This window comes from Mesorhizobium sp. WSM4311 (assembly GCF_002295115.1).
In the GTDB taxonomy this organism is placed as follows: Bacteria; Pseudomonadota; Alphaproteobacteria; order Rhizobiales; family Rhizobiaceae; genus Mesorhizobium.
On sequence record NZ_NSFV01000010.1, the window covers coordinates 162,610 to 182,649 of the forward strand.

18 protein-coding genes are annotated in these 20,040 nt (G+C 61.6%); 7 read left to right on the plus strand and 11 right to left on the minus strand.

Going from position 1 to position 20,040, the window contains the following annotated elements:
* Window positions 1-62: 62 nt before the first annotated feature.
* From CK226_RS25045 to CK226_RS25055, 3 genes are read right to left on the minus strand one after another with little or no spacing between them, the layout of a single operon-like run.
* Window positions 63-827 carry an ATP-binding cassette domain-containing protein gene (locus CK226_RS25045; protein WP_095793370.1) on the minus strand — a complete coding sequence of 255 codons (765 nt, stop codon included), beginning with the start codon at window positions 825-827 and terminating at the stop codon, window positions 63-65.
* On the minus strand, window positions 824-1,828 hold the full coding sequence (locus CK226_RS25050) for an ABC transporter permease (RefSeq protein WP_095774965.1): 1,005 nt from the start codon (window positions 1,826-1,828) through the stop codon (window positions 824-826). The genes CK226_RS25045 and CK226_RS25050 overlap by 4 nt, the downstream gene beginning before the upstream one ends.
* Complete coding sequence (locus CK226_RS25055) at window positions 1,825-2,808, minus strand: substrate-binding domain-containing protein (protein ID WP_095789891.1); 984 nt, start codon at window positions 2,806-2,808, stop codon at window positions 1,825-1,827. Before CK226_RS25055 ends, CK226_RS25050 begins: the two co-directional genes overlap by 4 nt.
* A 551-nt stretch (window positions 2,809-3,359) precedes the next feature.
* Between CK226_RS25055 and CK226_RS25060 the strand changes: the two genes are divergently transcribed.
* Window positions 3,360-3,560, plus strand: a complete 201-nt coding sequence (locus CK226_RS25060; RefSeq protein ID WP_095774963.1) for a hypothetical protein — start codon at window positions 3,360-3,362, stop codon at window positions 3,558-3,560.
* A gap of 21 nt (window positions 3,561-3,581) precedes the next feature.
* Here the strand turns inward: CK226_RS25060 and CK226_RS25065 are convergent, their stop codons facing one another.
* A complete protein-coding gene (locus CK226_RS25065; protein ID WP_095793371.1) occupies window positions 3,582-4,808 on the minus strand; it encodes an alpha-D-ribose 1-methylphosphonate 5-triphosphate diphosphatase in 1,227 nt (408 codons plus the stop codon).
* 224 nt (window positions 4,809-5,032) lie between these two features.
* Window positions 5,033-5,845 carry a PfkB family carbohydrate kinase gene (locus CK226_RS25070; protein ID WP_095793372.1) on the minus strand — a complete coding sequence of 271 codons (813 nt, stop codon included), beginning with the start codon at window positions 5,843-5,845 and terminating at the stop codon, window positions 5,033-5,035.
* Window positions 5,846-5,929: 84 nt separating this feature from the next.
* On the opposite strand from CK226_RS25070, the gene CK226_RS25075 reads away from it, so the two are divergent.
* Window positions 5,930-6,184, plus strand: a complete 255-nt coding sequence (locus CK226_RS25075) for a hypothetical protein (RefSeq protein WP_095774960.1) — start codon at window positions 5,930-5,932, stop codon at window positions 6,182-6,184.
* Here the strand turns inward: CK226_RS25075 and CK226_RS25080 are convergent.
* Complete coding sequence (locus tag CK226_RS25080) at window positions 6,157-7,191, minus strand: class I SAM-dependent methyltransferase (RefSeq protein WP_095774959.1); 1,035 nt, start codon at window positions 7,189-7,191, stop codon at window positions 6,157-6,159. The two genes, CK226_RS25075 and CK226_RS25080, sit on opposite strands and share 28 nt — an antisense overlap.
* Window positions 7,192-7,515: 324 nt before the next feature.
* Here CK226_RS25080 and CK226_RS25085 point away from each other — a divergent pair, with 324 nt between their 5' ends.
* Window positions 7,516-9,474, plus strand: coding sequence for an EAL domain-containing protein (locus CK226_RS25085; protein ID WP_245437837.1), 1,959 nt, complete (start codon window positions 7,516-7,518; stop codon window positions 9,472-9,474).
* Window positions 9,475-9,487: 13 nt separating this feature from the next.
* On the opposite strand, the gene CK226_RS25090 is transcribed toward CK226_RS25085, so the two are convergent.
* The 3 genes from CK226_RS25090 to CK226_RS25100 form a co-directional block, all read right to left on the minus strand.
* Window positions 9,488-10,636: an amidohydrolase gene (locus CK226_RS25090; protein ID WP_095793374.1), complete on the minus strand. Its 1,149-nt coding sequence runs from the start codon at window positions 10,634-10,636 to the stop codon at window positions 9,488-9,490.
* Between the two features lie 48 nt (window positions 10,637-10,684).
* The gene (locus tag CK226_RS25095; RefSeq protein WP_095774956.1) at window positions 10,685-11,140 is read right to left on the minus strand and encodes a hypothetical protein; all 456 of its coding nucleotides are present in this window, start codon (window positions 11,138-11,140) and stop codon (window positions 10,685-10,687) included.
* 124 nt (window positions 11,141-11,264) lie between these two features.
* Window positions 11,265-11,708, minus strand: a complete 444-nt coding sequence (locus CK226_RS25100; protein ID WP_095789881.1) for an SRPBCC family protein — start codon at window positions 11,706-11,708, stop codon at window positions 11,265-11,267.
* Window positions 11,709-11,998: 290 nt separating this feature from the next.
* Between CK226_RS25100 and CK226_RS25105 the strand changes: the two genes are divergently transcribed.
* From CK226_RS25105 to CK226_RS25120, 4 genes are read left to right on the plus strand one after another with little or no spacing between them, the layout of a single operon-like run.
* Complete coding sequence (locus tag CK226_RS25105) at window positions 11,999-12,859, plus strand: xanthine dehydrogenase family protein subunit M (protein ID WP_095793375.1); 861 nt, start codon at window positions 11,999-12,001, stop codon at window positions 12,857-12,859.
* Window positions 12,859-13,335, plus strand: coding sequence for a (2Fe-2S)-binding protein (locus CK226_RS25110; protein WP_095793376.1), 477 nt, complete (start codon window positions 12,859-12,861; stop codon window positions 13,333-13,335). The genes CK226_RS25105 and CK226_RS25110 overlap by 1 nt, the downstream gene beginning before the upstream one ends.
* A gap of 2 nt (window positions 13,336-13,337) precedes the next feature.
* Window positions 13,338-15,602: a xanthine dehydrogenase family protein molybdopterin-binding subunit gene (locus tag CK226_RS25115; RefSeq protein ID WP_095793377.1), complete on the plus strand. Its 2,265-nt coding sequence runs from the start codon at window positions 13,338-13,340 to the stop codon at window positions 15,600-15,602.
* A gap of 11 nt (window positions 15,603-15,613) precedes the next feature.
* A complete protein-coding gene (locus CK226_RS25120; protein WP_019859698.1) occupies window positions 15,614-15,859 on the plus strand; it encodes a MoaD/ThiS family protein in 246 nt (81 codons plus the stop codon).
* Window positions 15,860-15,906: 47 nt separating this feature from the next.
* On the opposite strand, the gene CK226_RS35365 is transcribed toward CK226_RS25120, so the two are convergent.
* Together CK226_RS35365 and CK226_RS35370 are read right to left on the minus strand one after the other, a co-directional pair.
* Window positions 15,907-16,983: a hypothetical protein gene (locus CK226_RS35365; RefSeq protein ID WP_210202255.1), complete on the minus strand. Its 1,077-nt coding sequence runs from the start codon at window positions 16,981-16,983 to the stop codon at window positions 15,907-15,909.
* Window positions 16,977-19,478: a hypothetical protein gene (locus CK226_RS35370; RefSeq protein WP_210202256.1), complete on the minus strand. Its 2,502-nt coding sequence runs from the start codon at window positions 19,476-19,478 to the stop codon at window positions 16,977-16,979. The genes CK226_RS35365 and CK226_RS35370 overlap by 7 nt, the downstream gene beginning before the upstream one ends.
* Window positions 19,479-20,040: the final 562 nt, after the last annotated feature.

Genomic DNA, 20,040 nt, shown 5'->3' on the forward strand with positions numbered 1-20,040 from the left:
TCAAACTCCCTTGATTTCATTTGCGGCCGAGGCGGGCAGCGATCGATTTCACGGTTGGGCGATCACGCCGCGCCGGTGACCAGCGCGACCAATTCATTGCCTGACGTCTCGGAGGCACGCACCGTCGCTGCCATCTTTCCCGCCCGCATCACCCAGATCTGGTCGGACAGGCGCCGCACCTGATCGAAATTGTGGCTGACCAGGATGACCGAGACCGACTGTTCACGCAGGCGGCGGATCAACGCCTCGACATTGGCGGTCTCCTGCACGCCAAGCGCTGCCGTCGGTTCGTCCATCACCACCAGCTTGGCGCCGGAGCCGACGGCGCGGCAGATCGAGATCGCCTGCCGCTGGCCGCCAGACAGACGGCGCACACGCTGGTTGATGGACGGCACGTTGATCGACAGGCGCGACAGCATGGAACGCGCCTCGCGTTTCATCGCCTTGCGGTCGAGGAAAGCGAAGGGGCCGATGCGGCGCACGAGCTCGCGGTTGAGGAACAGGTTCTGTGCCACCGTCAGTTCGTCGATCAGCGCCAGGTTCTGGTGCACGGTCTCGATGCCGGCCTTGCGTGCCCCGTCCGGGTTGGAGAAGGGATGTTCGCGGCCATCGAAGACGATCGAGCCGGCATCCGGCATATGCACGCCGACCAGGCAGCGGATCAGCGTCGATTTGCCGGCGCCATTGTCGCCGATGACGGCGGTGACTTCGCCCCGGCGCGCCTGGAAGGCGACATCGGTGAAGGCGCGCACGCCGCCGAAATGCTTGCTCAGACCATTGCAGGCGATGATCGCGTCCGAGGCGGAGGAGGGGCTGACGGCGCTCATTTCTGGTACCGCATGATCAGCGCTGCCAGGACCACGATGGCGCCCACGGCAAGCGGTTGGTAGAAGGCCGAGACGTTGAGCAGCGTCAGCCCGTTGACCAGCGCGGTGAGCATCAGCGCGCCGATGGCCGGGCCCAATATGCTGGCGCGGCCGCCGAACAGGCTGACGCCGCCCAGAACCACCGCTGCCACCGAATTCAGGAGCAGGCTGGTGTTGATCTGCGGCTCGGCCGAGCCGATGCGGGCAACCAGGAGAATGGCTGCGATGCCGGCGCAGAAGCCGGAGATGGTGTAGGCGGCGATCTTGACGCGGTTGGTGCGGATGCCGAGCGCGCCGGCGCTTTCGACCTGGCCGCCGGTCGCCAAGAGATGGACGCCGAAGCGCGTGTGGTAGAGCGTGATATGCGCCACAATGACGGCCGCGATCGCTACCCAGACCGGATAGCCGAACGGTCCGAACGAGCCCGAAGCGAGTTTCAGCAGGAAGGTCGAGCCGACCATGGTCGGTTCGCCGCCCGACAGGATCAGGCCAAGCCCGGTGATGCCCGACAGCGTGCCGAGCGTCACCACGAAATCGGGGATCTTGCCTGCGGTGATGATGAGGCCGTTGAGGAAGCCGATGGCGCTGGTGGCGAGCACCGCGAGCACGCAGGCGATGAAGATGCCATAGCCGGCCGCGTTGAGGAGACCGAGGATGATGGCGCCAAGCATGACGGCCGCCGCCAGCGACAGGTCGATGCCTGACGTCGTGACGACGAAGGTCTGGCCGATCGACAACACGACCAGGATGGCCGCCGCCAGCAAGAGCGCCTGCAGATTGGCGACGCTGAGAAAGACCGGCTGGGCGATGCCGAAGACGATGACGAGACCGACCAGGCCGACGACGGATGCCCAGTCGGCCCAGAAGGAAGGATCCAGGAGGAGAGCCGACAGGGAGGGGCGGCTCTCCTCCGCCGCGCCCGCCGAATGGGCGACGGGCGCGTTGTCCGTGGGATTGCTCACTTCAACATCTCGCGGAAGGGATCTGGATAATCGCCGCCGGGACGCGGAAAATTCTTCAGCGAGGCGTCGGCATTGTCCTTGTTGATCAGGAGCACGGGTGCGGGCACGTTGGCGGGCAATTCCTTGCCCTTGGCGGCCAACGCACAGGCTTCGACACCCATGGCGCCGACGACATAGGGATATTGGGCGACGGTGGCCGTGAGTTCGCCCGCCGCGATCGATTTCAGCGCGTCGACGATGCCGTCGAGGCCGATCACCTTGACGTCCTTGCCCGAGGTCTGCACGGCGCGTTCGACGCCGAGCGCCATGATGTCGTTGGCGGCGAAGAAGCCGGCGAGATCGGGGTGCGCCGCGAGGATGTCGGTGGCGGCGGTCAACGCCTTCTCACGATCCCAGTCGGCGCTCACCATCACCGCCACCTCGAGCTTGCCTTCGACGGCCTGCTTGAAGCCCTTGATGCGGGCATTGGAGCCGACATCGCCGACGATGCCGGCGATCAGCGCCACCTTGGAGCCCTTCGGCACCAGCTTTAGCATTTCCTCGCCGGCCAGCGCGCCGGCGGCGACATTGTCGGTGCCGATATAGGTCGAGACGGCAAAGCCGGCGGCCTTTGCCTGTTCGGGGTCGATGGTCGAGTCGATGTTGACGATCGGCTTCTTCTTCTGGGCGACCGGCACCAGCGCCTGGACGAGGTTGGAGACGCTGATCGGGTTGACCAGGTAGCAATCGAAGTCCTGCATGGCCATGGCGGTCAGACGGTCGGCCTGGCCGGTGGCGTCGCCCATATTGGCGGCGGCCTGGACGCTGACATTGACGCCACTGGCTTTGCCTTGCTCCTCGATGCCCTTCTGCATGGTCTGGAAGAAGGGGTTGTCGAGGCCCTTGACGATGGCCGCGACCTTGGCCGCGTCCCCGGCGTGGGCCGAGACGATGGTTGCCAGCAGGCCCGCGCCAAGCGTCAGGCCGTTGAAGATGCGCATTTTGTTCCTCCGCTTCTTGATTGTTGGATGTGTCTTGTCGGCAAGCCCACGGACGCCAGTGGCCGGTGCTGCGAGAGCCATGCTTGCATCGGCAACGCCGCGCGGCCCGCGGCCCGGCGAACGCCAAACGTCTCGCGGACGACGGACCCGGTCGGGACCTTTTCCATGCCAGGCATTTCTCCTCCCAGAGCGCTGACCTAGCCCCGTCAGCATTTGCGCATGTTTGATAAAAAATTGACACGCGTCAAGATTTAAAATGGTGCGAAGCGGTTTTGGCTCGTTGGGCCGCTTTCGACAGATTTCCGGAATTGCCGGCTCGGCAGGGCGGGGCTCTCACCAGGCTCTGTCGCACCGCCGCCGGCCCGTTTGCCGCCAAGCGGCAATCCATGGGTGCTGCCGTCGCTGTCGCCGCCGAGCAACTGTCAGAAAAATACTGGAGATCAGACATACCAAAACGGCTTGCAAGCGTAAGCTAAAGCTCGCAGAAGTTGTGCAAAAAGCATGCCGTTTGAGAAGGCTTTTACCGTCATCCAGCATGAAAGGGGGGAATCATGCCTGACCACAATGCCATGATCCGCACGGCCATCGGACGGTTGCTTTCCGAGAAGACCGGAGTCGCGGTCATTTCCATGAGAGAGAGTATCACCGAGTTGCTGGCATTGACCGGCGCGGCGCACACCATCGAAACCTTGCAGGACATGCTGCTGGAAATGGCCGAGGTGCGCGGCATGACGGTCGTCCTCGACGTTTAGATGCAATTCCCCGGGAAAGCGCTACGCGCTTTCCCGGGCGGCAGCAGGTAGCCGTTCAGCCGCGACCGGGCCAACGCGTTCTGCCTTGCCCGCTGGTGCAAGCGTGCCATCACCGTAGATCATGCGGCCGGCGCGGAAGGTGGCGCGGACGCGTGGCACGGGATGGCGGTCGGCCACCACGAAATCGGCCAGAAGGCCGGGCTCGATGGCGCCGCGATCGGTGAGCCCCAGGGCGTTGGCCGGGTTGGCGCTTGTCAGCGCCGCCGCCGCCGCGAGGCCATTGCCTCGCAGCTCCGCCAGGCCGAGCACGGCCGGCAGGATGGACGCCGGATGGTAGTCGCTGGCCAGTATGTCGAGCAAGCCGGCCTCATAGGCCTGCCGGGCGGAAAGATTGCCGGAATAGGACTCGCCGCGCAGCGCGTTGGGCGCCCCCATGGCGGTATGCATGCCGAGCCTGCGGGCCTCCTGCGCCGCTTCCAGGGTCACCGGGAATTCGCTGAGCGCGGCGCCCAGGCCATGCACCAGTTCGACCTTTTCCAGCGTGTCGTCGTCATGCGAGGCGAGCACGATGCCGGCGGCCTGGGCTCGCGCCGACAGGTCCTGCAGGGCGTTCAGCACATCGCCTTGCCCTTCGCGGCCCGCCATGCGCTTGCCGACGACCTCGGAGGCCGTGGCAACCGACATGCCGCGCTCCTTGGCGATGCGGGCAATGTAGAGCTCGACGTCGCGGTATTGACCCTGTCCGGGCGTGTGGTCCATCAGCGAGATCAGGTGCAGCCTGCCGGCGTCCATCAGCTTCCGCAGCGTGGGAAGCGCCGGGGTGAAGGTCACTTCGAAGCGGGCATGGATGCGGTGGTCGACCAACAGGTGGTCCTTCAACCCGGCAATGGTGCCGATGATTTCTGTCGTATGGTCTTCCGAGCGCAGCACGCCGCTGGTGACGCTGGCGCCGATGAAGGAGAGCGCGGCATAGGCGGTGGTGATGCCGCAGGAGGCGAGCTTCTTGTCGAGCTCGGCAATGCCGATCCGCATCGGCACATGCACGCCGATGCGCGGCTCGACTTCCCTCTCCACCATGTCGCCATGCATGTCGATGAAGCCGGGCAGCAGCAGGCGGCCGCCGCCCTCGATGTCGGCGTGCCCGACAGGCTTCTCGCGGATCTCGGCGATCCGGCCGTTCTCGATCCTGACGGCGCCGTTCGGGATGACGCGGTCGCGCAGGACAATTTCGAATTCACTCAGCCACATGTCATGTCTCTTGCAAGGCAGCGATTTCAAGGTGGATTGCGCGGGCGACAAGGTCGGCGACATCGTTGGGATGATGAAGACGCCGATCATGGCGACGATGCGCCGGCTTGCCGACGCCTCGATCACGATCTCTCCAGGACATGTTTTCTAGTTCACTCGAATGCCGGTTTCCATTTGATTTTTATGACATTTTCATGAAAGCCGGCCTTGCCGGAGCCACTAATTCAGCCGGTACGTGATCGTTCCGACAGCCATTCGGCGGTTTGCCGGCTGGCCTGTTCGGCGGAAAGCTCAAGGGTCAGCCCTTGCAGCAGGCCGTGCAGGAAGATCCCCGCAAAGCAGTCGCCGGCGCCGATCGTGTCGGGCACGGAGACCTGCTTCAGCGGCGTGACGTGATAGAGCGCCTCGCCGTCATAGAGCGAGATCGGCAGCATTCCATCGGTCAGCACCAGCGTCCTCAGGCGAGGCCCGGCAATCCTTGATGCCCGCTCCCAGATCGCGTGCGTGTTCTCGCCGGGAAAGTCGGCGCGCGATCCGATGACGATGTCGGCCGGGCGGTGCGAGGTGCTGCGCAGCGGAAACTGCGAGACCACCAGCGGGATCGTCCGCAGCGAGGCGACAAGACCGTCGTCGAGCACCAGGGCGTTGAGATAGGCGGCGTCGCCACTGACAGGCTCCGGTGCGGCGAAGAGAGGGCGCAGCTGGCCGCTGGTGTTCAAAATGGTGCGCTCGCCGTTCGGCTCGAGCAGGATTTCGGTGAACCGGGTTTCGCCGGCCCACATGGTGACGTAGCCGGTGTCGATGCCGCTCGCCCGCAATTCGGCGAGTGCTGCCCGGCCATGGCCGTCGTCCATCAGATTGCTGATCAGCCGGACATCATTGCCGAGCTTCGCCAGCCGGGTGCCGGTGTGGAAGCCGCCGCCGCCAAGCCTGACAACACGATCGGAATAGGTGAGGCGCGCGCCCGAGGCGAGGGGCGAAGACAGCGACCAGACCTGGTCGTGATTGACGTGGCCGACAACGATGACTGTGCTCATGATCCCCTGCGTTCGGTCTTCGGTCGCCAGGCCTGGCGCGAGTGCATCGGCGATGAGGCCGCACGGGCATGCTCTTGGCGCACTATGACCGGGGTCGGCGTCACCGTCGACAAGCGCGTCTTCGTCAAGCGTTCCGGCGTCGGCACGGACGGAGACACCGTCCACGCCATGGCCTTGCGCCTGCCCGACGAACCGCTCAGGGCTTCCCAGAACCGCGATGAGGCGGAAAGCGGCCAGGAGGCGAAGGTCGCCTCTCAGCCAAACACAGCCAACAATTCACGCAGGCATTCCCGGATGCCCGCGCCGCCTGCTTACCCGCGCTTCTCAATCACGGCGTAAAGCACGTTGCGGTTCTCGCCGAAGAACACCTTGGCCTCTACCGCGTTGCGGTCGACGCTGGCGTTGACGATGTTCCACATGTCGACCTCCGAGCGCAGCAGCAGCACCCAGTCCATGAAGGTTTCGCGGTAGCCGGCGTCAGGGGTGCCCTCGGCGTAGTTGGCGAACAGGAATGTGCCGTTCGGCTTCAGCATCTGCAGGCAGGTCTTGGTGAGTTTCACGGCGACATTGTGCTGGAGGTAATCGTAGAGGCCCGAGGCATAGATGAGATCGAACTTGCCGAGCTTGTGGCCCCGCGTCAGCACGGTCCGCACCGAGCCGTCGACGGCCTCGACCGCGGTGCCCTGGAAGTCGCGTGCGATCAGCCCGACGCTCTGCGGATCCTGGTCGAGCGCGACCCAGCGCTTGAGACGGCCCTCGGCCAGAGCGACGGAGCGGTTGGCTTCGCGCAGATGGCCGGCGGCGATGGCCAGAACCTCGGTTTCGGGTCCGTTCTTGGCCGCCGCCTCGTCGACATAGCGGGTCAGGAGATCGCGCCGTTCGCGTGCCGCCACGCATGACGGAACGTTCTGGGTATGGCTGTAGAGCGCCTTGCCGATCTCCGAGGCGTTGGCCACACTCTCGGCAACATGCGGGTCGCAATAGATGTAGTCGAGCAGCTGCGCGTCGCCGGAATAGCCCCTGGGCTTGGTGAAGGACCAGTTCGTCAGCGGATCCTCCAGAAAATACTTCAGGATCGGGTGGTTCTGCGCCACCGGTATCAAGGCCTGCCAGACGTCGGGATGCACCTTGGCCCGCAGCGCGCTGAGCAGCGACAGAAGCCGGCGTACGATCTCGGCGGGATATTTCTGCTGCTCGATCTGCTGCTGTGTGGCGTGGAGGATGAGCGCCAGTTCCGCACGTGCGGTTTCGAACTCTTCGCCGTGATGCTCGAGCTTACCCCGGGGCAGGCTGCCGGCGATAATCTCTGCGGTAATCAGGCTTTGCCCATCGAACACGGTTTGCACACCAGGACTCCTTGGTTAACAGTCAGTTAACTTATTGCGTAGAATGCTCCATTTGCCAACGGCGCTTCGGGCGCATTTTATTGTTATGATTAATTTCCTGCTAACCATCTCAGTTTATTAGCGATATTGCGGATAAGATTCTGGGTCCGAGTTAACGCAAACTTGTCTGGCGCCATCGCATTTTACCGCGTGGCGATCGTGTCGCGTCCCAAGGAGTCGTCCTGCGTGGGGGCAGAAGCTGGAAGAGAGTTCGGAGCGCAAAATCCCCCAACCCGGGGATTTGTGAGCGAACGCGCGTCGTCCAGATCGGCCGATACGGTGGATATGGAACCGTATGATCCGCGCCAGGAACTGGGGGTGGCGGAACTGCGCATCCTCTACCGCGCCGAAGCCCTGGCGAAGCGAAGGAAAGACGCCAGGCCTGGGCTCTGGATCGCCGTCGTCATCTATGTGCTGTTTTCGGTGTCGGACCTGCTGCTGATACCCGACGTGGCGGCCTACACGATCACGGCGCGCTTCGCGGTCGGATTGACCGCTCTGCTGACCCTGGAAACACAGCTTCGCCGGGGCGTGGCGACGGAGTGGCTCGACGTGACCTGCGCCGCGGCGATCATCTTCGGCTATGTCGGCTGGTTGTTCCCGGCATCCCTGGGCGCCAACAAGGAAACCGTCGCCTACTACATGGTGTTCGGCACCATTTTCATGATGAGTGCCAATCTATTTTTCACGTTCAGCTTCAAGGTGTCGATCATAACGTCGACGATCATATTGTGCATCCTGTACGTGGTGAACTATTTCCTGCCCGCCTCGCTGACATACAAGATGGTGTTCGGGACGTTCTACGTTTCGTGCTTCACCTTCACCTCCTATGTGAACTGGAAGCTGAATGAGGAGCGCTACAACGTCTTCCTGAACGCGCTGGAAGCCAAGATCCAGCACAAGGAGGCCACCGAACGCGGCAAGGCCCTGCTCAGACTGTCGCGGACGGATCCGCTCACCGGCCTGGAAAACCGGCGCGCGATCGACGAGAAGCTGCGCGATTACTGGAGCGAGTGGCAAAAGCTTGGCAACGGCTTCGCGGCCATCCTCATCGATGTCGACTTCTTCAAGAAGTTCAATGACTGCTACGGCCACCAGGAAGGCGACCGCTGCCTGATCCATGTGGCCAACGCGCTGAGCGACCTGATCAAGAACTACAATGGCTCGATCGGGCGTTATGGCGGCGAGGAATTCATCGTGCTCGCCCGCATGGACAAGAAGGATCAGGTCGCGGAACTGGCGGAAGCCATTTGCCGCACGGTGGAGACCCTGGCGATCACCCATGAGCTCAGGCGCGACGGCATTTCGATCGTGACGGCGAGCGTGGGCGCCGCCTTCACCAGGGTGCAGGCCGGCGCCAAGCTGGAGAAGATCATCCACGAGGCGGACCGCGCGCTCTATCTGGCAAAGGCCAGCGGCCGCAATTGCGCCAGGCTGTTCGACCCGACCGATCCGCAGAGCAGCGACGAGAGCGAGAACCTCGCGGCGTTGCTGAAGATCGCGATCGGCCAGGGCCTCGTTTCACTCGTCTACCAGCCCATCCAGGATGTCGTGTCGGGCCGCGTCGAAGCGGTGGAGGCGCTGATGCGTCTCAAGATGCTGGACGGAACCCTGGTTCCGCCGAGCCTGTTCATTCCCGTGGCGGAACGCACCGGCGCGATCCTGGAACTCGGCCGCTGGGCGATACGGACGGTGTGCGCCGAGCTGCTGGCGGACGATCACGTCCCTCTCGTCAGTGTCAACGTCTCGCCGATCCAGCTCAAGACGCCTGGCTTCGCCGCGTCCGTCGCGACCATTCTGGGCGAGACGGGCGTGACCGGCAACAGGCTGGCCTTCGAGATCACCGAAGGGCTCGAGATGGAGATGCATTCGGACATCCTGCGCTGCATCAGCGACCTGAAGCTGCTCGGCATCAAGATCTGGCTCGACGATTTCGGCACCGGCTTCGCCGGTCTTTCGTGGCTGCGTCTGATCGATTTCGATACGGTGAAGATCGACCGCTCGTTCCTGCACGACTGCGGCACCCCGAAGGGCATGGCCATGCTGCAGGACATCATCGCGCTGGTGCGCAATCGCGGCCACCAGATCCTGGTCGAAGGCGTGGAAACCGACGAGCAGATCGCGCTGATGCGCGAGTTCGGCATCGACAAGATCCAGGGCTTCCGCGTCGGCCGTCCGGTTCCCGCCGCGAGTTTCCAGGCAAAGCGGGGCGTCCAGAAGCGCCCGTTCCTCAGGTCCGCCTAACCGGCGCGCGCACTCACCCCAGCAGATTGCGCGCCGTGCGCATGAAGATCCTCGAGCCGATCGGGATCAGGTCGTCGGGAAAATCATAATCCGGATTGTGCAGGGAAGGGTGCCGTTCGCCGGCGCCGAGGAAGAACATCGCCGATCTGGCACTGCGGCCGAACAGGCCGAAATCCTCCGAGGCGCGCATCGGCAGGGCCTCTTGCCCGTGCACGACGCCTTCTTCGTCGAGCGCGCGTTGCAGGTGCTCCACCGCGTCCGGGGCGTTGACGCTGGCGACGAAGATCTCGTGGTAATCCCAGCGGGCGGAGAGGCGATGGCGGGCCGCGATATCGGTCACCAGGGCTTGCGCTCCGGCGCACAGGTCCGCCATGCGCTCGTCGCGGCGGGTGCGCAGCGTCGCCCACACCTCGGCATGGGCGGGCGCGATGCCGAACACGGCTTCGCCCATCGCGGCATGGGTGACGGTGACCATGGAGAAATCGTCGTCGGCGAAGGTGGCGTGGCCGAGCGCGGGCAGCGCCGGCATCAGCTCCGAGATCGCCGGCATCGGCGAAATGCCGGTCTCGGGCATTGAGGAATGCGCGGTCTTGCCCTCGAGCACGATGCGCATGCCGCGCGAGGCGCAGTTGACCACGCCGGGCTTGAGCCTGACCTCGCCGAACGGCACGCCCGGCAGATTGTGCAGCGAGAAGGCGAAATCCGGCGCGATCTCGCCGTAGCGCGGATCGGCGACGACGCCGGCAGCACCATTGCCGGTCTCTTCCGCCGGCTGGAACATCAGCACGACGCGGCCGCTGGCCGGCCGCTCGCGCCCCAGCTGCCGGCCAAGGGCGGCCAGGATCGCCGTGTGCCCGTCATGGCCGCACATATGCGACTTGCCGGGCACTTGCGAGGCATGCGGCACGCCGGACAGCTCCTCGATCGGCAGCGCGTCGAGTTCGGAGCGGAACAGCACGGTCGGCCCGGTCTTGCCGCTGTCGTAGACCGCCGCCACGCCATGCCCGCCGAGGCCGGTCAGGACCTTGTCCGGCCCGGTGTCGGCGAGGAAGGCGACGACTTCTTTCGCCGTCTTCTCCTCCTCATTGGAGATTTCCGGCTGCCGGTGCAGCTTGCGCCGCCATTCGGTCAGCTCGGCGATATCCCGGTTGGTCAGGGCCATGCGTTTGCGCCTCCGTTTGTTCCGATCGGCACAGTGTCGCAAACGCCGCTAGCGTACGCGATTGGGGCAGAGCGCTTTGAACTGGTCCAGCGTGACATCGTATGACGAGGCGCCGGAGCCATCGAGCACCACATTGTCATCGATCGATGTGATCAGGTAGTCCGTCGTCACCTCAGTGCCCTTGTTGCGGCCCTGGAACAGCATGTTGGCGCCATAGAAGGTGGTGAATTTGCCGGTCTTGCAGTTGGCCGTGATCTCGAAGTGCAGCGGCGACTTCATTTCGGCGTCAATGCACTCCTTGGAGAAATCGTGGCCGTATTCGCGGCAGTAGACGCCGGCCTTGTGCCTGTCGTGCTTGGCCAGGATGCTGGCGTGCTCAGAGCCGATGCCTGACCTTTTGACGATGGTGAGTTCCATTCCCACCTTGTTGCCGTAGTAGATGGTCCTGGCCTCGGCGGAAGTGGCCAGCAGCAGGGCGGACAGCACGAGCAGCAGATGTCGCATGGAAAATCCTCCCTTTGGCCCGGAGGATTTCACGCAGGCGATCGCACGGTCAAGGCCCTCGACGCGCAACCGCCGCCGATGGGCATGTCATCGGCGGCGGCGCTGCGCGCTTTCTGGAGCTGCCTTACTGATTGATCTCCGGCTCGACCAGCTTTGCCAGGTTCCGCAGCGATTCCTGCCAGCCGAGATAGCAGGCCTCGACCGGGATGACGTCGGGGATGCCGGCCTGGGTGATGTCGATTTCGGTGCCGACCGACACTTTTTTCAGGATCACGGTGACCTGGATCTCGCCAGGCAGGTTGGGGTCGTCGAACCTGTCGGTGTAGCGCAGGCGCTCGCCGGGAACGAGTTCGAGATACTCGCCGCCGAAGGCGTGGCTGCCGCCGGTGGTGAAGTTGCGGAAGGACATTTTGAACGTGCCGCCGACCTTGGCCTCGAACTGATGGACCGTGCAGGTGAAGCCGTTCGGCGGAAGCCACTTCGCCAGCGCGTCGGCTTCGACGAAGGCGCGATAGACCTTTTCGGGGCTGGTGGTGAGAACGCGGTGCAAACGTACGGTACCGGGCATATCCTGTCCTTTCATGATGCCTGTTCGATGTCCCAAGGACGAACGGGGCTTGACCGATCCGACACGGGCTCGCAAATTTTCGAGAACCGGCCGTAGGCTATCTCTGCATGTCGTTGTCGCAAAACCGCTGCACGCTTTTGGACGATATGCACTGGCGTAGGCCAATTCAGCCTGATTTGGGACTCGATTTTGCGGCGGCTGGACCAATCGTCGCAAACGACGAACCCGATAGCCATTATGAGGAGAGTGTTTATAACGGTCGCTGAAATCGCGATATCCAAGGGGAGACGATGCGCTACATACGTCCGCTTTCAATCGAAGATGCCGTCGGCCAATTGGCCGGATCGGCTGGCACGGCCGCCATCCTGGCCGGAGGCAGCGACCTCTTGGTGAGGATGAAGCGGGGCTTTGTCGAGCCCGACCTGATCGTCGACATCAAGTCGATCGCCGGCTTGAGCGACATCCGCGAAACCGCGGACGGCTTCAGCATCGGTGCTGCCGTTCCCTGCGCCGTGCTGGGCGAGAATGCCGCCCTGAAAAAGGCATGGCCTGGCGTCGTCGAGGCGGCCAAGCTGATCGGCTCGAAGCAGGTGCAGGGACGCTGCACCATCACCGGCAATCTCTGCAACGCCTCGCCGGCCGCCGACAGCGTTCCGGCGCTGGTCGCCGCGGGTGCCAAAGCGGTGATTGCCGGCCCTTCGGGCAAGCGCACCATTGCCGTCGAGGCCGTGCCGACCGGACCGGGCAAGACCTCGCTCGCCAAGGGCGAGATCATCGAGGCGATCCTGCTCGGCAAGCGCTCGCCGCGTTCGGGCGATGCCTATCTGCGCTTCATTCCGCGCACCGAGATGGACATCGCCGTGGTCAGCGCCGGGGTGAACCTGACGATCGACGAGCATGGCGTCGTCACGGCGGCCCGCGTGGCGCTGGGCGCGGCGGCACCGACGGTGCTGCTGGTCGAAGAGGCGGCCGAGGCGCTTATCGGCAGGAAGCTGGACGAGGCCGCGCTCGAGCGGCTGGCCAAGGTCTGCGCCGGCGCCTGCCGCCCGATCGACGACAAGCGCGGTACCATCGAATTCAGACGCAAAGTTGCGGGTGTGCTGGCCAGGAGAGCCGCCACGACCGCCTATGCACGTGCAGGAGGCAAATAATGGCTGGCATTGCAGTCTCGACGACAATCAACGGCGACATAACAGAATATCTCTGCCAGCCTGACGAGACGCTGCTCGACGTGCTGCGCGACCGGCTCGGCCTGACCGGCGCCAAGGAAGGCTGCGGCACCGGCGACTGCGGCGCCTGCTCAATCATCCTCGACAACCGGCTGGTCTGCTCGTGCCTGGTGCTGGGCGCCGAGGCGGAAGGCCGGCGCATCGAGACCGTCGAAGGCATGGCGCATGGCGACCAGCTGCACACGCTGCAGCAGAAATTCCTCGAGCATGCCGCCCTGCAATGCGGCATCTGCACGCCGGGTTTCCTGATCGCCGCCAAGGACCTGCTCGCCAAGAACCCCGACCCGAGCGAGGAGGAAATCCGCTTCGGTCTCGCCGGGAACCTGTGCCGCTGCACCGGCTATGACAAGATCGTGCGCGCCGTCCAGGACGCCGCAATTGTGATGAAGGGAGCCTGAAGATGAATTTCGATCCGCGTTTTTCCGGGCGTAAATTCGCATCCGTCGGCACGCGCCCCATCCGTCCCGACGGCGTCGACAAGGTGACGGGCCGCGCCCGCTACGGCGCCGACTTCAACATGGCCGGCCAGCTGGTCGGCCGCGTGCTGCGCAGCCCGCACGCACACGCGATTATCCGCAAGATCGACACGTCGAAGGCGGAAAAGCTGAGCGGCGTGAAGGCGGTGATCACGGCGAAAGACCTGCCCGATCTCACCGACGGCGATGCCGCCATGTACGACATCCTCGACAATTGCATGGCGCGCACCAAGGCGCTCTATGACGGCCATGCGGTGGCCGCGGTCGCGGCGATAGATGCCCGCACGGCAAGGCAGGCGCTGAAGCTGATCGAGGTCGAGTACGAGATCCTGCCGCATGTCACCGATGTCGACGAGGCGATGCAGCACCACGCCCCGCTGATCAACGACACGATCTTCACCGAGGGGCTGCAGGAAAAGCCGGCAAAACCCTCCAACGTCACCAAGCGCAGCCAGTTCGGCCACGGCGACGTCCATCAGGGTTTCGGCCAGGCCGACTTCATCGTCGAGCGCTCGTTCAAGACCGAGCAGACGCACCAGGGCTATATCGAGCCGCATGCCTGCGTGGCGAGCGTCTCGTCCGACGGCACCGCCGACCTGTGGGTCTGCACGCAGGGCCATTTCGTCTACCGCCAGCACTGCGCCCAGCTGCTCGGCATGGAAGCCTCGAAGCTGCGCGTCACCTCGTCGGAGATCGGCGGCGGCTTCGGCGGCAAGACCCATGTCTGGGCCGAGCCGGTGGCGCTTGCCTTGTCGCGCAAGGCCGGACGGCCGGTGAAGCTGGTGATGACCCGCGACGAGGTGTTCCGCGCCTCGGGGCCGACCAGCGCCACCTCGATCGACGTCAAGATCGGCGCCCGCAAGGACGGCACCATCACCGCGGCGGAAGCGACGCTGCGCTACAGCGCCGGCCCCTATGCCGGCTCCTGGGCCGAGATCGGCGCCATGACCGCCTTCGCCTGCTACAAGCTCGATAACGTCAAGACCGTCGGCTACGAAGTGCTGGTCAACCGGCCCAAGACCGCGGCCTATCGCGCGCCGTCGGCGCCGATGGCGGCGTTCGCGGTGGAGAGCGCGGTCGACGAGCTCGCCAAGGAGCTCGGCATGGATCCGGTCGACTTCCGCATCAAGAACGCCGCGCAGGAAGGCACGCGCTCGTCCTACGGCCCGGTCTACGGCCCGATCGGCATCGGCCCGACGCTGGAAGCGGTGAAGAACCATCCGCACATGAAGGCGCCGCTCAGGAAAAACCAGGGCAGGGGCATGGCCTGCGGCTTCTGGTTCAATTTCGGCGGCCAGACCTGCACCGACCTCAACATCGGCATGGACGGCTCGGTGTCGCTGGCCGTCGGCACGGTGGACGTTGGCGGGTCGCGCGCGTCGCTGTCGCTGGTGGCGGCGGAGGAACTCGGCATCGCCTATGAGCACGTCAAGGCGATCGTCGCCGACACGTCGAGCCTTGGTTACAACGACATGACCGACGGCAGCCGCGGCACCTTCTCCTCCTCGATGGCGACCATCTCGGCCGCCCGCAACGCGATCAAGATCCTGCGCGAGCGCGCCGCGCAGATGTGGGACATCTCCGTCGACGACGTGGTCTGGGAACAGGGACACGCGGTCGCCAAGGGCGAGAAGCACGGCAATCTCGGCAAGCTTTCGCTGAAGGAGATCGCGGCCGAATCCGGCAAGACCGGCGGGCCGATCGCCGGCCATAGCGAGCTCGTCGCCGACGGCGCCGGCGTCTCCTTCGCCACCCATATATGCGACATCGAGGTCGACCCCGAGACCGGCTCGACCAGGGTGATCCGCTACACGGTGGTGCAGGATGCCGGCAAGGCGGTGCACCCGACCTATGTCGAGGGCCAGTACCAGGGCGGTGCGGCGCAAGGCATCGGCTGGGCGCTCAACGAGGAGTATATTTACGGCAAGGACGGAAGGCTGCAGAATGCCGGCTTCCTCGACTACCGCATCCCGGTGTGCTCCGACCTGCCGATGATCGACACGCAAATCCTGGAAATCCCCAACCCCAACCACCCCTATGGCGTGCGCGGCGTCGGCGAAACCTCGATCGTGCCGCCGCTGGCGGCGATCGCCAACGCGGTGTCGAACGCCGCCGGCGTGCGCATGACCCACATCCCGATGTCGCCGCCGCGCATCCTGGCGGCGATCGAGGCGGAACGGGGAGAGTAAAGCGAGGTCTAATGGTCGAAGTCACCCTCTGGGGCGCGCTCGGCCAGCTTGCCGGCGGCAAGAGCAAGGTCGAGGTCGAGGCCAAGGACATCAGGGAACTGTTCAGGAAACTGGCTGAACAGTATCCCGGGTTTGAGCCATGGATCGACCGTGGCATTGCGGTTGCGATCGACGGGACGATCTATCGGGATACGTGGAGTAAGAAGCTGCCGGAGGGGGCGGAGATTTTTCTGCTGCCGAGGCTGGCTGGGGGGTAGGGATAAGTGGGTCGCTGGCCTCCCTTCGCATTTTACAGCCGTTCTAATCAGCGTCTGTATAGATTTATGCGAATTTCATCCGAGAATAGCGCCTCACTCCACGAGGAGATGATGTCTCGAGAGTTGAGCCACTTTACCAGTTCAATGTTTTTCTCCGTCTTCTTAATCCTAGGGGTGTAGTACCCGGTTTTGATGTCTGAGAACGGCTCGGGGAGCAATGCGAGGATTTCGCGTACAGCCCCATCACCCAGGATGCCTTGGCATTTGTTGAACAACGAAATCTGAACGGAGATGGGCGCGGAGTTCACGATAACTGCGCGCGCAGATTCTGTATCGAGCACGCTCATGTCGGCCCCGGTGCGGTCTAATATCGGCCCCACGGCACCCGCGCGAGATGGCAGGCTGGCGAGCAGGGTGAGATCCATTGACCGGATAATCGCTAGTTTATGGTCATCGCGGATATCGGAGGCGAGTAGCTTTTCGCGAAACTCGTCATCAACGGCGAACGTGCTTTCGTTGTCCAGATATTGCTTGATGTTTTTGGTCACGAACAGAACTTTGAGGTCGCTATTGGCCCCCAGGAACGACATATTTTCGTGGGAGAAAGCGACCTTCCCTTCTTCTATCAGGATCTGCAACTTACCCGTCCCGAGATTCTCCGGAAACTTGGAGAAATGCCTCGGCAAGCCTTGGACGTAAGTGCGGTATACGGCGTCTTGCAGAGCATCGTTTTCAATGAGGAATCTGCGCAAGGTAGATGCCTTTTCATCATTGGGAATTGCATGCCGCGAGAGTTCCGCTAGCGTCGGCTTCGTGTTCAGGTAAGCGGTCAGGCTCTTGGCATCGAAGTTTTCGCTAGCAAGAAACGCGAGGCAGTTGTCCCAGGACGCTTCGACCTTCGCGAGCTGGAAAAGCAGAGCGTGGAGACGCGTGGGCACTTGTTCCAGGGAAGGAATGAGCGCCGATTGCTTCTCGATGAAGGTGCTTAGGTCGCCGAGGTCGATCTCCTCGCGCGCGATTACGGAAAGGATAGCTGGAATGCTCTCCTGCGAATTCTCCTCAAGTTTCAGAATTATATCTTTAAGATAGTCCCCGAAGTTGCGCTCAATCCTGGAAATCAGCACGGCGTTCGCCGTCTTGAGGACAGTGGTGTAATGTTGTGTGCGCAAGAGATGCGGATCGCCCAAGCCCAGGATGACGTGGAATATGAAAGTCTATAGAGCCCCTCCTCAAAGAGGAAACGCGCAACCCCGGAAAAGCCCCCAATGGCGGGCAGGTCTGCAATCTCGATCCCAAGGTGCTTCAGCTTGGCGGGCTCGAAATCAATCCCCAACGCCAGTATCTGCGGCAGATTGATCGAGACAAACCCGGATATGTCTGGGTACTTCTCGGGTAGTGCTTCAAGGGCCTGCGCTGGCAAATGCGCGATGATTTGCGCTACATGCGATAGGTTCCTGGGCGTGGCGATTGCAGCAGGAACGAACCCGGCCCATGTCTCGACCAGCCTTGATACCAAGGCAGAAACCTTGGCGCCCGTCGCGTAGTAGGTCGTGAAGAACGCCTCGCATTTTTCGAAATCAGACTCGATAAATTCAAAAAGGTTCGCCGTCTGCAGAGTATATGCGGATGAATCACTAAGCAGGCAATCAACGATTTTTACATTGAGAACATAGCTCTGGCGAAAATCGTCATCGCGCATCGCCGCGATGACCTCGTTAGCATTATCTATTTGGAAGCCCGGTTCTGGATTAATGAACCCACGTATCTGAATCAGGAATTTGTTGTCATTTGGTGAAAGTCGCCCTGAATGGAACAGCGATGTATACTGGTAGTAGGTGTCATCAAGATACCCCTCGAATACCAAAAACCGAGCAAGTTCTTTGCTATCACCGAATGCATCGAAAAGACCCTCCACTGCCCCCGCGTTCAGCCGAACTACTTCGTTGAACTTGGCCATCCGCAACGAGGAGACCTTCGATCTTAACTCGCTAATTTTTTTCGAGGCGGCGTTCTTAAACTCAACACCCCGACGCTCGATATCGGCCCTGCGCTGCTTATAGGTCTTGAGAGGATCGACATCAGCCTGAAATCCAGTGATGTTGAGGTTCTGATGATGGCTTTGATTGGCAATTCTATAGTTGATCTGCGTTGCTTCAATAATTTGCTCTAATGATTCAAGCTTCGCGAGGGATGAAAGTTCGATAAATTTTTGCCCGTTGATGCCGATATGAGATACTAAACTGGGGAGTCTCTCGATTAGAGCCATTGCATAGACTCTGCGAAGTTCTTGCAGATTAGAAGGGATCTGCCTGTCGGAATCATCGACCTGCTCTTCGAGTTCAGATATCTTAGCCCTGTATTCTGCCTCAGCGTCGGCGATAAATTCATCGTGACGGTCAAGGATCTGTGCGAGATTACCCTTGCCGCGATGCAGGTTTTCAAAATCCCTGGGAAATACGTTCTTGTAAATTAGGACCGCCAAAAGCTTGTTTGCATCCAGCACGTTCTCGCCACCGAGATTGGCGACATAGATCGCGTATTCGTTGAAGATATTCTGAATAAGCCTTAGGTCATTGAGATAGCGCGAAACCTCATGCAGAAACTGCCGGTTAAGCCGGTTATCCAGTGAGAGCCTCTTTCCCTGCTCCAATACCTTGTCGATCGAATTTGAGCTGTTAATGATCGGTATGACAGGGATGATGAACTCGAAAAACTTGGTCCGGTCTGTATTCACAAACATGTCGTCACGAAGTGCGTAGAGGAAGCGGATGGTTCGTTTTACGCCCGAATTCTCATTTACGAGACTGTTGATCTCACGCAGGGTGACAAAAATCTCAGAGTTATTGAACCTGTCCAGATCCTCAATGACTACGAGATCATAGTCTGTTGACTGGAAGAAATAGATAATCTCGTCCAAATGGCGGTTTAATATTGACTCCTGAGTTATCGCTGTGGGAGTAATTTCAATATCCTTTAGCGATATGCTCTTCAAGGAGACGCCGAAACTCGCGACGTAGAAATGGTGCAGGGCTAGCCAGAGGAACGAACCTCCTACGGCGAAGCAGCTGAGATTGAACCAGTTGCTGGTGGCCAGGGGGAGGAGGTATTCACCGTTGATAATCTCTTCGCGATTTCGAAGAAGGTTCCAGGACGCGAATATTCCAATAATAATATATAATGATATAAATATAGACCACCTTCCTGGAGATTGGAGTCTTTTGAATCTCGAAAACGGAAGCTTATTCGCGTCGGAGCCATAAAGCATTTGTTGGAGAATGCTTCTTTCGATCTCCTGTTTACCTACCATTCCGCCAGTGGTTGCCGCTTCGGGTAGGAATGCAGCAAGCGATATCTGCAGGACGGGGCGTCTGTATTTTTTCAGAAATGACTTGATGATACTGCTTTTCCCCGAACCATACGGGCCTGTCACCGCAATATTCGAAACTCTAGGATTATTCGTCGCGTAGAGCAGGGCATCGGAATATACCCCTGCCTCGTCCGCCTTGTCGGTGGGGGCGAGGTCAATGAATTTCGATTGCTCGCCTGCCGCCTCGTTCAATCGCCCGAGCCAACCTGCTATTCTAATGAAGAGTTTCCGCAAGTTATTCCAGAGTCCCATGAAATGAGGCCAAATGGTTTGTCGTGCTAACACGTGTCCGAGTGCATCCAAAGCCGATAGGATACAGGCCGCAGTTGCGGACGCAGAGATGCTGGGAGCGGTTTCCACAGAACAATGTATTGCCGTGGATTTTGGCATTGATTGCTGAAAAGGATTGCACCTTACATGCTAACTGGGTGAAGGTCTGTTCTCGCTTGTACGCAGTCGATTGAAGACATTCCGGATTGTCCCCAATTGTAGCCGTTCAACCGAGATTTCTCCGACGTCCGCGTTCGGGAAATTGACAAGGGGCCGGAAATGACCGAGTTGAGGCGCAAAGCAGCCAACTGGAATCGATTGGCGAAGGTCGACTACTGGTCCGCCCACCTCACCGCATAACATTTGCCTCATGCAAGGGCGCCATGATCGCGCAATACCCCCTTCGATCTCGCGTCTGTTCGCCAGCATCGCATTGCCCGCGACGCCAGCGAAGCGCGAATCCAGGTTGCGACCTTCGATCCGACGCAATCCGTACCGACACCCATTCCCTCCCTAGCCCTACACCTGTCTCTTATACACATCT

What these genes read in the sequence shown, in the direction of transcription:
- CK226_RS25045 (WP_095793370.1), bottom strand. Translation starts at nt 827, where the DNA reads ATGAGCGCCGTCAGCCCCTCCTCCGCCTCGGACGCGATCATCGCCTGC.
- CK226_RS25055 (WP_095789891.1), bottom strand. Translation starts at nt 2,808, where the DNA reads ATGCGCATCTTCAACGGCCTGACGCTTGGCGCGGGCCTGCTGGCAACC.
- CK226_RS25060 (WP_095774963.1), top strand. Translation starts at nt 3,360, where the DNA reads ATGCCTGACCACAATGCCATGATCCGCACGGCCATCGGACGGTTGCTT.
- CK226_RS25065 (WP_095793371.1), bottom strand. Translation starts at nt 4,808, where the DNA reads ATGTGGCTGAGTGAATTCGAAATTGTCCTGCGCGACCGCGTCATCCCG.
- CK226_RS25070 (WP_095793372.1), bottom strand. Translation starts at nt 5,845, where the DNA reads ATGAGCACAGTCATCGTTGTCGGCCACGTCAATCACGACCAGGTCTGG.
- CK226_RS25075 (WP_095774960.1), top strand. Translation starts at nt 5,930, where the DNA reads ATGACCGGGGTCGGCGTCACCGTCGACAAGCGCGTCTTCGTCAAGCGT.
- CK226_RS25085 (WP_245437837.1), top strand. Translation starts at nt 7,516, where the DNA reads ATGGAACCGTATGATCCGCGCCAGGAACTGGGGGTGGCGGAACTGCGC.
- CK226_RS25090 (WP_095793374.1), bottom strand. Translation starts at nt 10,636, where the DNA reads ATGGCCCTGACCAACCGGGATATCGCCGAGCTGACCGAATGGCGGCGC.
- CK226_RS25095 (WP_095774956.1), bottom strand. Translation starts at nt 11,140, where the DNA reads ATGCGACATCTGCTGCTCGTGCTGTCCGCCCTGCTGCTGGCCACTTCC.
- CK226_RS25100 (WP_095789881.1), bottom strand. Translation starts at nt 11,708, where the DNA reads ATGCCCGGTACCGTACGTTTGCACCGCGTTCTCACCACCAGCCCCGAA.
- CK226_RS25105 (WP_095793375.1), top strand. Translation starts at nt 11,999, where the DNA reads ATGCGCTACATACGTCCGCTTTCAATCGAAGATGCCGTCGGCCAATTG.
- CK226_RS25110 (WP_095793376.1), top strand. Translation starts at nt 12,859, where the DNA reads ATGGCTGGCATTGCAGTCTCGACGACAATCAACGGCGACATAACAGAA.
- CK226_RS25115 (WP_095793377.1), top strand. Translation starts at nt 13,338, where the DNA reads ATGAATTTCGATCCGCGTTTTTCCGGGCGTAAATTCGCATCCGTCGGC.
- CK226_RS25120 (WP_019859698.1), top strand. Translation starts at nt 15,614, where the DNA reads ATGGTCGAAGTCACCCTCTGGGGCGCGCTCGGCCAGCTTGCCGGCGGC.
- CK226_RS35370 (WP_210202256.1), bottom strand. Translation starts at nt 19,478, where the DNA reads ATGGGACTCTGGAATAACTTGCGGAAACTCTTCATTAGAATAGCAGGT.